Source organism: Bacillus siamensis (assembly GCF_051628075.1).
Classification (GTDB): Bacteria; Bacillota; Bacilli; order Bacillales; family Bacillaceae; genus Bacillus; species Bacillus siamensis.
In genome coordinates, this window is record NZ_CP155579.1 from 916,147 (window position 1) to 928,191 (window position 12,045).

12 protein-coding genes are annotated in these 12,045 nt (G+C 46.0%); 6 read left to right on the forward strand and 6 right to left on the reverse strand.

What is annotated here, in order from left to right; translation table 11 throughout:
- Positions 1-223 precede the first annotated feature (223 nt).
- On the forward strand, positions 224-1,048 hold the full coding sequence (locus ABDB98_RS04740; RefSeq protein ID WP_438421507.1) for a LysM peptidoglycan-binding domain-containing protein: 825 nt from the start codon (positions 224-226) through the stop codon (positions 1,046-1,048).
- 68 nt (positions 1,049-1,116) lie between these two features.
- Here ABDB98_RS04740 and ABDB98_RS04745 read toward each other — a convergent pair whose 3' ends face one another.
- Positions 1,117-1,992: a LysR family transcriptional regulator gene (locus ABDB98_RS04745; RefSeq protein WP_438421508.1), complete on the reverse strand. Its 876-nt coding sequence runs from the start codon at positions 1,990-1,992 to the stop codon at positions 1,117-1,119.
- 109 nt (positions 1,993-2,101) lie between these two features.
- On the opposite strand from ABDB98_RS04745, the gene ABDB98_RS04750 reads away from it, so the two are divergent.
- The 4 genes from ABDB98_RS04750 to ABDB98_RS04765 all read left to right on the forward strand — a co-directional run bounded on the left by ABDB98_RS04750 (position 2,102) and on the right by ABDB98_RS04765 (position 7,371).
- Positions 2,102-3,205 (forward strand): citrate synthase/methylcitrate synthase, encoded by a 1,104-nt coding sequence (locus ABDB98_RS04750; RefSeq protein WP_438422111.1) that lies wholly within the window; start codon positions 2,102-2,104, stop codon positions 3,203-3,205.
- A gap of 79 nt (positions 3,206-3,284) precedes the next feature.
- Positions 3,285-4,154, forward strand: coding sequence for an SDR family oxidoreductase (locus tag ABDB98_RS04755; RefSeq protein WP_438421509.1), 870 nt, complete (start codon positions 3,285-3,287; stop codon positions 4,152-4,154).
- A 339-nt stretch (positions 4,155-4,493) separates the two neighbouring features.
- Positions 4,494-5,891 (forward strand): amino acid permease, encoded by a 1,398-nt coding sequence (locus ABDB98_RS04760; protein ID WP_328220792.1) that lies wholly within the window; start codon positions 4,494-4,496, stop codon positions 5,889-5,891.
- 124 nt (positions 5,892-6,015) lie between these two features.
- Positions 6,016-7,371 carry a sodium-dependent transporter gene (locus ABDB98_RS04765; protein ID WP_438421510.1) on the forward strand — a complete coding sequence of 452 codons (1,356 nt, stop codon included), beginning with the start codon at positions 6,016-6,018 and terminating at the stop codon, positions 7,369-7,371.
- A gap of 40 nt (positions 7,372-7,411) precedes the next feature.
- Here the strand turns inward: ABDB98_RS04765 and ABDB98_RS04770 are convergent, their stop codons facing one another.
- The 3 genes from ABDB98_RS04770 to sigM are packed head-to-tail and all read right to left on the reverse strand — an operon-like array spanning position 7,412 to position 9,247.
- Positions 7,412-7,702 (reverse strand): anti-sigma-M factor, encoded by a 291-nt coding sequence (locus ABDB98_RS04770; RefSeq protein ID WP_003155315.1) that lies wholly within the window; start codon positions 7,700-7,702, stop codon positions 7,412-7,414.
- Positions 7,690-8,763, reverse strand: a complete 1,074-nt coding sequence (locus ABDB98_RS04775) for an anti-sigma factor (RefSeq protein ID WP_060963186.1) — start codon at positions 8,761-8,763, stop codon at positions 7,690-7,692. The genes ABDB98_RS04770 and ABDB98_RS04775 overlap by 13 nt, the downstream gene beginning before the upstream one ends.
- The gene (sigM, locus tag ABDB98_RS04780) at positions 8,756-9,247 is read right to left on the reverse strand and encodes an RNA polymerase sigma factor SigM (protein WP_003155312.1); all 492 of its coding nucleotides are present in this window, start codon (positions 9,245-9,247) and stop codon (positions 8,756-8,758) included. Before sigM ends, ABDB98_RS04775 begins: the two co-directional genes overlap by 8 nt.
- Positions 9,248-9,485: 238 nt before the next feature.
- Between sigM and ABDB98_RS04785 the strand changes: the two genes are divergently transcribed.
- Positions 9,486-10,085, forward strand: a complete 600-nt coding sequence (locus ABDB98_RS04785; RefSeq protein WP_045927079.1) for a lysophospholipid acyltransferase family protein — start codon at positions 9,486-9,488, stop codon at positions 10,083-10,085.
- Positions 10,086-10,130: 45 nt separating this feature from the next.
- Here ABDB98_RS04785 and ABDB98_RS04790 read toward each other — a convergent pair whose 3' ends face one another.
- Entirely contained in the window at positions 10,131-11,465 is a 1,335-nt protein-coding gene (locus ABDB98_RS04790; protein WP_438421511.1) for a hemolysin family protein, read from the reverse strand.
- Between the two features lie 61 nt (positions 11,466-11,526).
- Complete coding sequence (locus ABDB98_RS04795) at positions 11,527-11,952, reverse strand: MerR family transcriptional regulator (protein WP_016938386.1); 426 nt, start codon at positions 11,950-11,952, stop codon at positions 11,527-11,529.
- Positions 11,953-12,045: the final 93 nt, after the last annotated feature.

The window sequence follows — 12,045 nt, forward strand, 5'->3', positions numbered from 1 at the left end:
CACAGGAAAAAAACATGACAAAAAGACTCTTTTTTCGTCACGTTTGAAATCAAATTGAAATATTTAATACCCTTAAAAACTTTTTTCAAAAACGAATTAGTAAGAAATTTGTCACGGGAAGTCAAGTCTATTTCTAGTGGAAATTGAACCTTATAATAGGAAACAGATAAAAACTTTAAAAAAGAGACTTATAAAATAGATAGAATCATTCAGGGAGGAAAAAATGAAAAAGCAACTTGTTACAGCAACGACGGCAGTGGTTTTAGGGACGACTTTGTTTGCGGGTGCGGCATCTGCGCAAACAATTAAGGTAAAAAAAGGCGATACATTATGGGGACTTTCAAATCGGTACGGAACGTCAATTAATTCCATTAAATCTGAGAACAAATTAAAATCGGATATCATTTACATCGGCCAGACGCTTTCGATCAATGGTAAATCATCTTCAGGTTCAAATTCGGGCAGCAAGTCATCATCGTCTACATATAAAGTCGTAAAAGGCGACAGCCTTTGGAAAATTGCGAATAAATATAAAATGACTGTAAACCAATTGAAAAGTTTAAACGGTTTAAAAACGGACATGATCCGCATCGGGCAAGTGCTTAAAGTAAAAGGATCAACTTCCGGTTCAACGTCTTCAGGTTCTTCGTCATCAAAGCAGCCTTCATCCAGCCATAATGCTGCACAGACGAGCCTGAATGTAAACAAGCTGATTTCTGATGCACAATCTTTAATCGGCACGCCGTATGTATGGGGCGGAACAACGACTTCCGGCTTTGACTGCAGCGGATTTATCTGGTACCTTCTGAACAAACAGACGAGTGTCGGAAGAACAAGCACTGCGGGTTACTGGAGCTCAATGAAGAGCGTGTCCAGCCCGTCTAAAGGCGACTTCGTCTTCTTTACAACCTATCAGGCCGGCCCTTCACACATGGGTGTGTACATCGGAAACAACAAGTTCATCCATGCCGGTTCTGACGGCGTCGCAACAAGTGACCTGAATAACAGCTACTGGAAGCCGCGCTACCTGGGCGCGAAAAGATTCTAGCAGCCAGAGAAACCCGTTCATCAGAACGGGTTTTTTATTTAGACGGAACAGCGCTCCATTTGTTTCACCTAAAAATGAAAATGTGATAAAAAATCTAAAAAGGTTTTCTTTTTTTCATTTTCATGGAGGGCGATGGCGTAGGCGCCCGCGCTCGGCATCTGGGCGAAATCGCACGGGATTTCTATTATGCTGCCTTCGGCGAGTTCGGCCCGTACCGCTGAGAGTGGCAGAAATGAGACGCCCAGCCCCTCTTTAATAAATCGTTTCGTAATATGTGTCTGTGTCACCTTCATCGTTCTGACAAAGGGGAACTGTATTCTGACCTGACGGAGCAAATCATCCCAATAGTCAGGATGGTTATGGGTCAAAAGCAGATATCGTCCGAGCAGGTCTTTCACTTCATCCGCTTTCCCTGATTCTGGTTTTCGGCCGGGGGGCGCGACGAGCACAACGGGGTCATTGTACAGGGGGCGGCATGTGAGGGAAGATGATTGCACCTTTAAGCAGCTCAGTCCGATATCGGCTGAGCCGTTTCTGATTTGAGCGGCGATTTCTTCCGATTCGTAAATGGTGACCGTCATTTCGGTCTCTTTATTGTCCTCTGTGTAACGCTTCATGACAGACGGAAGAACGGTGTCGGCGATAAGCGGCGAAACAGCGAGCGTCAGCGTGTGGAAGTAGCCTTGGCGAACCCTGTGCAGCTCCGCCATGCTGTTTTCATAGTCTTCCAAAAGCCTCATGGCAAACGGAACGTATGCTTTTCCTTCCTCCGTCAATTGTATTTTCCGGCCGCTTCGCTGAAACAGCTTACAGCTGATTTCTTTCTCTAACAATTTTATATGAACGGTGACGGTCGGCTGGGATAAAAAAAGCGTTTCCGCCGTTTTTCTGAAATTCTCATATTTTGCTGCGGTGACGAAGGTGTGAAGCCATTTAAAATCCATAGATGCACTCCTCTGATTAAAAGTTTTAATTAATTCCCTTAAAAATATTCATTATTTTTTAAATATTATATTTACTATAATAACAGAAAGAGGATAAGGGGGAATGAAATTGATTTATCATGGATTGAAAGGAATTACTTGTGCAGAAACGGCGATCAGCCACATTGACGGAGAAAAGGGGCATTTGATATATCGCGGATATGACGCGAAGGATATCGCGCTCCAATCCAGTTTTGAAGAAGCGGCGTATCTCATCTTAAACGGTACGCTTCCTGATGAACAGCAATTGCTTGCGTTTCAGGAAAAACTTGCAGCCGAGCGCGGGCTTCCGAAACATCTGATCGGCTTACTGGAAACGCTTCCGGACGATATGGACGATATGGCGGTGCTGAGAACGGCTGTTTCAGGTTTGGGGACAGATTCATTTACATATCCGCCCAAGCCGGAAGAAGCGATTAAACTGATTGCCGTCACACCGACGATTATTGCGTACAGATACCGCCGTAAACAAGGGCAGGAAGCACTGCCGCCTGAGGCGCGATACGGGCACGTTGAAAACTATTTGTACATGCTGACCGGCAGGCAGCCGTCCGCAGCTCAAAAGAAAGCGCTTGAAACGTATATGATTCTGGCGATGGAGCACGGGATGAATGCATCGACTTTTTCAGCGAGAGTCACCGTTTCCACTGAATCCGACTTAGTGTCTGCCGTCACTTCCGCACTGGGCACGATGAAAGGGCCGCTGCACGGAGGCGCGCCTTCCGGTGTAACGAAAATGCTTGAAGACATTGGACAAAAAGAAAACGCAGAAGCATATTTGACAGCGAAGCTTATGAGGGGAGAGCGCCTGATGGGCTTCGGGCACAGAGTATACAAAACAAAAGATCCGCGGGCGGAAGCATTGCGCATAAAGGCTGAAGAGGTGGCCGGAAATGATCCGTCGCTTGATTTGGCGCTTTATGTGGAGAAGGAAGCCATCCGTTTATTAGAGCAATATAAGCCCGGACGGAAGCTGTATACAAATGTAGAATTTTACGCGGCGGCCGTCATGCAGGCTATTGATGTGGATAATGCTTTGTTTACGCCGACTTTTTCGGCAAGCCGAATGGCGGGCTGGTGCGCACACGTGCTTGAACAGTCAGCTGACAACATGATTTTCAGACCGTCTGCGAAATACACCGGCGCTTTTCCCGGAACGGCTCAGCAGCTTTAAGCACCGGCATATTTGTCCGTTTAGTGATCCGCACTCTGTGGTATCGTCTCAGTAATACCAAATGCAGGAGTGTGAGGACATGAATCCGATGGACAGACAGACAGAAGGTCAAAAACCGCAGGTGCAAAACCGCCAGCCCGGCACTGAGTCAGAAATGGAGCCGAAACCGCTCTTGGAATACCCGGATGTAAAAGGGTCGGGCAGACTAAAAGGAAAAGTCGCCGTCATCACGGGCGGAGACAGCGGCATCGGCGCAGCGGCTGCGATTGCTTACGCGAAGGAGGGAGCAGATCTTGCCATCCTGTACCTTGACGAACATGCCGATGCCGAGAGAACGAAAAAGCGTGCGGAAGAATACCAGGCCGAATGCCTGTTAATTCCGGGAGACGTCGGTGATGAGGCGCATTGTCAGAAGGCGGTCCGGCAAGTGTTGGATCACTACGGAAAAATTGATATTCTTGTGAATAATGCCGCTGAGCAGCATCCGCAAAACGGGATTCTTGATATTACGGCTGAACAGCTGGAGAAGACCTTCCGCACAAACATGTTTTCCATGTTTCATATGACAAAGGCTGTGCTGCCTCATCTGAAAAGAGGAAGCGCCATTATTAACACAACGTCTATTACCGCTTATCAGGGCGATACATCATTGATTGACTATTCGTGCACGAAAGGCGGCATCGTTTCCTTTACACGTTCGATGGCAATGTCATTGGCTGATCAGGGGATCAGGGTAAATGCAGTGGCCCCGGGCCCGATCTGGACCGCTTTGATCCCTGCGACGTTTACTGAAGAAAAAGTGGAAAAGCACGGTCTGGATACCCCGATGGGAAGACCGGGACAGCCTGCTGAACACGCCGGAGCTTACGTGCTTTTGGCTTCAGACGAATCTTCCTATATGACAGGGCAGACCATTCACGTAAATGGAGGCAGATTTATTTCAACATAATCCGCAAGTCTTATCCCGCACTTTTAAAAGTGCGGGATTTTTAATGTTAAAAAAACGCTGTCGTCAGGCCAACCGTGAATTCAAAGATGATAATAGGCGTTAACCCGCTGTAATAACGGGACGCTTTCCTATTCATGTTCTGTTTTGTTCATACATTACATTTAATATATAGAATTTTCAAAAAGTTATTTTCATTTTTTTATTTTTCGTTATAATATGATGTAGGAGAAAGGAATGATGTACTGAAACATTTCATGCGAAAAATAAGAATTTAGTCATTATCGTTATTGTTATCTGAATATTCTAACATAAGAGATTGATATACAAGGAGTGAAGCAGATGAAGGGGAGCATATTCAGAAAGAAAAGCATTCAGGACCTGCTTGCCGCAACGGGCGGCGAAAAGTCGCTGAAAAGGGAATTGGGGGCCTTTGATCTGACCCTTCTCGGGATAGGGGCCATCATCGGAACGGGTATTTTTGTTTTAACCGGAACAGGCGCAGTTACGGCGGGACCCGGGCTGACCGTTTCATTTGTCATAGCCGCTTTAGCATGTTTATTTGCGGCTTTGTCATATGCTGAATTTGCTTCAAGCGTCCCGGTTTCAGGTTCCGTCTACACATTTACTTATGCGACATTGGGTGAACTTCTCGCGTTTATCATCGGATGGGATTTAATCTTGGAATATATGCTCGCCGTCAGCGCGGTTTCGGTCGGCTGGTCCGGTTATTTTCAATCATTTTTGGCGGGATTCGGCATCCATCTTCCGACCGCATTAACGGCCGCTCCGGGTTCTGTTAAAGGCACGGTCACATTCTTTAATCTTCCGGCATTTGTTATTGTGCTTGCGATTACATTCCTTCTCTACTTAGGCATTAAGGAATCGAAGCGGGTCAATAATATTATGGTAATTCTGAAAATTCTGGTTGTTTTGTTGTTTATCGCTGTTGCGGCCGTATATGTCAAACCGCACAACTGGCAGCCGTTTATGCCGATGGGGTTCGGCGGTGTTTTCAGTGCCGCGGCGCTCGTTTTCTTCTCCTTTATCGGTTTTGACGCCGTCTCTTCCGCCGCAGAGGAAACGAAAAATCCGGCGAAGGATCTGCCGAAAGGAATTATTTTTTCATTAATCATCTGCACCGTGCTGTATGTGACCGTATCGGCGATTATGACGGGCGTCGTACCGTTTGCCGGTTTTGAAGGCGTTGACCATCCCGTTTCTCTCGTCCTGCAGATGGCGGGTCAGAATTGGGTGGCCGGGATTATTGATATCGGCGCAGTGTTGGGAATGACAACGGTGATGCTCGTCATGCTGTACGGCCAGACGAGGGTGATGTTTGCCATGTCCCGTGACGGTTTAGTGCCGGGGGCGCTTTCGAAAGTCCATCCGAAGCATAAAACGCCGCACGTGGTGACGTGGGTGTTCGGTATTCTGTCGGCATTGCTGGGAGCGCTCGTCCCGCTTGATGAACTGGCGAAGCTCGTAAACATCGGAACGCTTGCCGCATTTGTCATGATTTCCGTGGCGGTTATCGTGCTGAGAAAGAAACAGCCTGATCTGCCGAGAGCTTTTAAATGTCCGGGAGTTCCCTTTATTCCGATCTTGTCCATTCTGTTCTGCGTGTTTTTGATTATTAACCTTGGCGCCGCCACTATCATCCGTTTCTTTATCTGGCTGATCATAGGTCTGGTGATTTATTTCTTATATTCGAGAAAGCATTCGAAATTAAACGGATAATTGGCAAAAGGAGCGGTATCTGCCGCTCTTTTTGTGTTTTTCAGAATAGTGAAACATATTGAAATGGGCTTAAGTTATCGCGGCGAATAAGGGATAATATAGGGCGGAAGGGAAGTGGAAAGTGGTGTCTGACCAAAAAAGGGTTCAATGGGCCTCAAAAATAGGATTTATTATGGCCGCCGCCGGTTCGGCGATCGGCCTGGGAGCCATTTGGAAGTTCCCTTACGTAGCGGGTACAAACGGGGGAGGCGCTTTTTTTCTTGTATTCGTCCTCTTTACCGTGCTTTTGGGCTATCCGCTTTTGCTCGGTGAATTTATTTTCGGAAGACGGAGCCAGACAAACGCGATTGATGCCTACAAACAAGCCGCGCCGAAGTCGGTATGGCACCTTACGGGTTATGTGGGTGTGGCGGCCTGTTTTTTAGTTTTGTCTTTTTACAGTGTTGTCGGCGGGTGGATTTTGCTCTATGTGCTGAAAGCCGTTACCGGTTCTTTATCCGGGCTCACTCAGGAGCAGTATGGCACGGTATTCGGGACGGTCATTGAAAATCCGCTCCAGACTCTCGCCGCGCAGCTGGTATTTATGATCATGACGGTGGCGGTCGTCGCAAAAGGCGTGCAGAAAGGGATTGAACGTGTCAGTGCGGTGCTGATGCCGATTTTATTCGTGCTGTTTCTGCTGCTTGTGCTGCGTTCTGTCACGCTTGATCATGCCGTTGAGGGAATTAAATTTTTATTGGTTCCGCACTTTGAAGATTTGACGCCGGAATCCATCCTTTATGCTTTAGGACAGGCGTTTTTTACATTAACGCTCGGCGTATCGGTCATGGTGACGTACAGTTCGTATCTGCCGAAAACCCAAAACCTTCCGGGATCGGCGGGTTCCATTGTTATCATGAATGTGCTCGTCACGCTGTTTGCGGGACTGGCCATTTTTCCGGCGGTTTTTTCGTTCGGCTTTAAACCGGATGAAGGGCCTACACTGCTGTTTACCGTACTGCCGGCTGTGTTTGACCGGCTGCCGTTCGGCTCGCTGTTTTTCATCAGCTTTCTGGCGGTCTTTTTCTTTGCCGCACTGACTTCGGCCTTTTCGATGGTGGAAATTATCGTGGCGACTGTAGGGAAAGGTGATGAAACGAAAAGGAAGAAGCTGTCGTGGACAAGCGGTCTGCTCATTTTCTTAGTCGGAATTCCGTCGTGTTTATCATACGGTGTTCTCAGTGATATTCATTTGTTCGGAAAAACGTTTTTTGATCTGGCGGATTTCACAGTGAGCAATGTGCTGATTCCGCTCGGCGCTTTATTAATATCAATCTTCATCCCGCTGAAAATACCGAAGCGGGAGCTGTTTGCCGAGATGAAAAGCGGTTCCGCCGTCGGCTATCGTTTCTTTCAGCTGTGGTATTTCCTTTTGAAATATCTTGTGCCGCTGGCTATCATTGTCGTATTGCTGCATTTAATCGGCGTTCTTTCATTTTAAAAAAACAGGCCCTGTCAAAGGGCCTGTTTTTATTTTATGGTTAAAAACCGAATTGCAGATTGGTATCAACGGCAACGATCGTATATACACAGACAATGACGAAAAGGTTGAGGATGACGCCGAGCAGTCCCGGGCCCGTCCGGCCTTTTTTAATAAACAGCTCAATGATGCCGAACGGCACGGCGGCCATTGCAAACGGCAGCATCTGATAAGAATAGAAAGTTACATTGCTGATGATTGCCACGTTCAACAGCAGCAGCGACAAAATCGCGGTACCGACTGATATCCAGCCGAAAACATTATGCTCTTTAAAAATTCTTACCAATTCCATAATTCCACCTCACCGATGTTTGCTGCTTTTACTGTTTTGTTTTTCAGCAGACGTTCGATTTCTTTTGTCGGCCCCGTCACGACAGAGCCGTATACATTCATTCCGTGATGTTCGACATAGTCGATTCTGCTGCCCAGGTTCATGTCTTTGCGTTTCGATATCGCATGCGCCCATTTTTTATGGCGGGACATAAATTCAAGAGCGCTGGTGAATTGTTCTCTGTCTGTCTGTCCCTGCGCTTCAAAAGAGGAAGCCATCTTAGAATCTTTCCCGGGAAATCCTAACGGCTCGGCATAAGGACTGTCTTTCAGATTTTTCTCGGTTTCGACCGCGTTCCATAAAAACTTCACATCGTATTTTTTAAAGGCTGAATATATTTGGGAAGAAGGGTAGGCCCGGTCATAGGAAAGATAGACCTCAGCCACGCTGCCTTCAGGCAATTTTTTTAATGTCTGTCCGGCTCTGTCGACCGTACGTTTCTTTAAGCCGGAAGGATGGGCGAAATAATGCTTTGCCTGTGCCGCGTCTAAATCATAGTAGTTCACGGCAGGCGATTTGACCGTATCTAAAAACATTTCAATCCGTTCTCCGCCGACGGATTTCGTTTTTGTGCCGATCTGCTTTTGCAGCGGAAATTCTGTATTCATTCCAAACAGCTTCACCTGGCTTTTCAGCCCGGAGGTATCGACGAGGACGTTCGGCATTGTGGTCGCCACCGTCACGGCCGCGGTCTCCATTAATTGATTACCGGTGCTTTCTTTTCCTCCCAAACCGTAATAGAGGTAGCTTCCTAAAGTGCAAAGCGGCAAAATCATCAAAGTGGAGATGACGGCGAGAACTGAAATCCGCAAATACGATTTGCGTTTTCCGTATGATAAAATGGCCTTCTGTTTTTCCGGGCTGATGCCGACGTCCCATTCCCGGTCGTCCTGCATTTCGCTTTCAATCAGCTCCTGATAGACTTCCAGCTTTTCCAGCTCTTCTTCAAAGGCGGCCATTTCCCGGTCGCTCATTTCTCCATTTTTGTATTGGTAAAAACGCTTTTTAAATTCTTCATTCATCATTAACACCTCTATTATAAAGTGCTTTCAGCCGCTGTCTGGCACGAAATAAAACACTTTTAAAATTAGCCTCTGAAATATTCATAATATGGGATGCTTCTTTGTAATTCAGTTCTTTTAAATAATACAGTGTTAAGGCCTCCCGATAATTGTCGGGAAGTTCGGACATATACCCTGTCAGCACTTCCTTGATTTCAATCTGATGAGCCGGGCTTTGAACAGCCGTCTGAAAAAGGCTCCCAATTAAGTCATCGGAAATGGTCACTTCCTTCTTATGTTTTCTGACATAATCTATAAACGCATTTCTCGCCACTTGAAAAAGCCATGGCTTTACTTTGCTGTGGTCGTAGGAGTGAATGTGTATGTATGCCCTCATAAAGGTTTCCTGCAGCAAATCTTCAGCGAGATGCTTGTCTTTGGTCATGGAGAGCAGGAACCGGTAAACATCATTCATATACATTTGGTAAATTTCATCGATCGTCACTGCCTTTTCTCCCCTCTATGTTATACACGCATAAGAAAGGTTTAAAGTTGCACGTTCCATGCAAACGGCTTAATTTCATTTTCACCTCATCAAACACCATTTCTCTATAGTACCCAAAATCCGTCATAAAAGATAGAGATCGGCGGAGGAAAAATATATTTATTAGTACCAGGTAATAAAAAATATTGTTATAATAGAGAGAGAACACTTTTGATCATTACAACAAAGGAAGTGCGTTATGTATAAGTTTTGTGCAAATGCCATCAAATTCATTCTTTCTCTGCGCGGAGGAGTCAAAGTGTACAATAAAGAGAATCTTCCGTCTGATAAAGGATTCGTTATCGCCTGCACGCATGCGGGCTGGGTGGACGTCCTCACGCTCGGAGTCGGAATATTGCCACATCAGATTCATTATATGGCGAAAAAAGAGCTGTTTCAGAAAAAGTGGATCGGAAGTTTTTTGAAGAAGATTCACGCGTTTCCGGTTGATCGTGAAAATCCGGGTCCGAGCAGCATTAAAACGCCGATTAAGCTTCTGAAGGAAGGGAAGATTGTCGGGATTTTTCCAAGCGGCACGAGAACTTCTGAAGACGTCCCGCTGAAAAGAGGGGCCGTGACCATCGCCCAAATGGGGAAAGCGCCGCTCGTTCCGGCCGCATACAGCGGACCGTCTGCGGGAAAAGAGCTGTTTAAAAAGGGAAAAATGCGGCTTATCATCGGCAAGCCGATTTTTTTAGAGGACTTTGCCGACCTTGCGCCGAAGGAGAGGCTTGCGGCCATGACAGAAGAGCTGAATGCCAGAATTAAAGACCTTGAGAAAAAACTGGAACAAATGTAAATAAAAAAGCTTGCCGTCTGTATCAGACGCGCAAGCTTTTTTTGGTTATGCTTCTTTTTGTTCAGCGGTTTCCAGCAGTTCATCAAACGCCAGTTTTTTTACTTCGATATATGCGACGTGATGGCCGTCAATTTCATTAATAATAAATTCACAGCCTTCTTCTATAATCGAGTCGTATTGTTCGACGTCGTATTTCTGTGTAAGGAACCAGCCGCCGATGGTGTCGACTTCGTCATTTTCCAAATGGATGCCGAGCAGTTCGTTCACTTGATCAATCAGAACCTTACCGTCAAGCATGTAATGGCCGTTGCCGAGTTTGCGGATTTCGTTGATTTCATCTATATCAAATTCATCACGGATTTCCCCGACGATTTCTTCGATGATGTCTTCAACGGTGACAAGTCCCGCGGTTCCGCCGTATTCGTCCGACAGAATCGCCATATGAACCCGCTCCTTCTGCATTTTCACAAGCAGGTCGTGAATCGGTGCTGACTCAATCACATGGATGATCGGATTGACAAATTCAGTAATCGGCGAGTCGACGGATACTTCGCCGCTGATGCAGGCGGTCAGCACTTCTTTAATATTAATGACGCCGATAATATTATCTTTGTCACCCTCTTCGACAGGGTAACGGGTATATTTTTCAATCTGAATGATGTCCATCATTTCAGAAATTTTGATATCATGCGGCAGACTGACGATTTCCGTACGCGGAATCATGATTTCTTTTGCAAGTCTGTCGTCAAATTCAAAGATTTTGTTCACGTATTTAAATTCAGACTGGTTGATTTCACCGCTTTTATAGCTTTCCGATAAAATGATGCGCAGCTCTTCTTCAGAGTGGGCAAGCTCGTTTTCTGACACCGGCTCCAGGCCGAACATCTTCGTTAAAAGACGGGCGGAGTTGTTCAGAAGCCATATAAACGGGAACATGATGCGGTAAAACCAAATGAGCGGTTTTGAAAACAGCATCGAAACGGCTTCCGCTTTTTGGATGGCGACTGTTTTCGGCGCTAATTCTCCGACGACCACGTGTAAAAACGTAATGACCGCGTAGGCGAGAATAAATGAAATAATGTGCGATAGTGAGCTTGGTACGTTTATCTTTGTGAAAAGCGGATGAAGCAGGCGTTCAATCGTTGATTCGCCTAAGACACCAAGACCAATTGAAGTCAATGTTATGCCGAGCTGACACGCTGATAAATACTCATCTAAATGCGTGGTCACTTTTTTGACACCGATTGCGGCTTTATTTCCTTCTGCTATAAGCTGGTCAACCCGTGAGCCTCTGATTCTGATTATCGCAAACTCAGATGCTACGAAAAATGCCGTCAGCGCGATTAAAACCGCGACTAAAATCAAATTCACAATGTCCAATTAGAACCTTCACTCCTTTTGGGAAGATGAAGGTAACACCTCCTGTTAGTAAGATAATGGTTTAACTTAACAGCAGCATAAATGATTGAAGCACTGCAAGCTTTTCAGGAGCCAGCTTTTTTTTCAGCTGTGCGCGCTCCTCTGGTTCAAGCTTTTCAAACCGATGCAAGATCCCGGAGATGTTTTGATTCATGTGATCAATTTCCGATGCCAGATTTCCAATATCGTCAGGCAAGGCTGAAGAGGGAAACTGGTTCTCCAGTCGGTCTTTTATATCAGACAGGGCCAATCGCTGCTTTTTACAAGCGACTATAAACTTTAACCGATTGAGTGCAAGTGTATCGTAGTAACGATAGTTTGAACAAGACCTGCCAGGCTTTAAAAGCCCGAGGTTTGTGTAGTAATCCACCGTGCGTTTCGTTACACCGGCAAGCTCTGCTAATTCACTGATGCGATAAGTCTCAGCCCCATCTAAATCCCTCCCCAACCATCACGTTATAGTTATGAGAATAGTTTAATATATGAAGGGGAGTTTGCACAAGTTTATTGTTTTCCGTCTTTCTCTTGAAACCGGGCGGCA

What these genes read in the sequence shown, in the direction of transcription:
- ABDB98_RS04745 (WP_438421508.1), bottom strand. Translation starts at nt 1,992, where the DNA reads ATGGATTTTAAATGGCTTCACACCTTCGTCACCGCAGCAAAATATGAG.
- ABDB98_RS04740 (WP_438421507.1), top strand. Translation starts at nt 224, where the DNA reads ATGAAAAAGCAACTTGTTACAGCAACGACGGCAGTGGTTTTAGGGACG.
- ABDB98_RS04755 (WP_438421509.1), top strand. Translation starts at nt 3,285, where the DNA reads ATGAATCCGATGGACAGACAGACAGAAGGTCAAAAACCGCAGGTGCAA.
- ABDB98_RS04770 (WP_003155315.1), bottom strand. Translation starts at nt 7,702, where the DNA reads ATGGAATTGGTAAGAATTTTTAAAGAGCATAATGTTTTCGGCTGGATA.
- ABDB98_RS04775 (WP_060963186.1), bottom strand. Translation starts at nt 8,763, where the DNA reads ATGAATGAAGAATTTAAAAAGCGTTTTTACCAATACAAAAATGGAGAA.
- ABDB98_RS04760 (WP_328220792.1), top strand. Translation starts at nt 4,494, where the DNA reads ATGAAGGGGAGCATATTCAGAAAGAAAAGCATTCAGGACCTGCTTGCC.
- ABDB98_RS04785 (WP_045927079.1), top strand. Translation starts at nt 9,486, where the DNA reads ATGTATAAGTTTTGTGCAAATGCCATCAAATTCATTCTTTCTCTGCGC.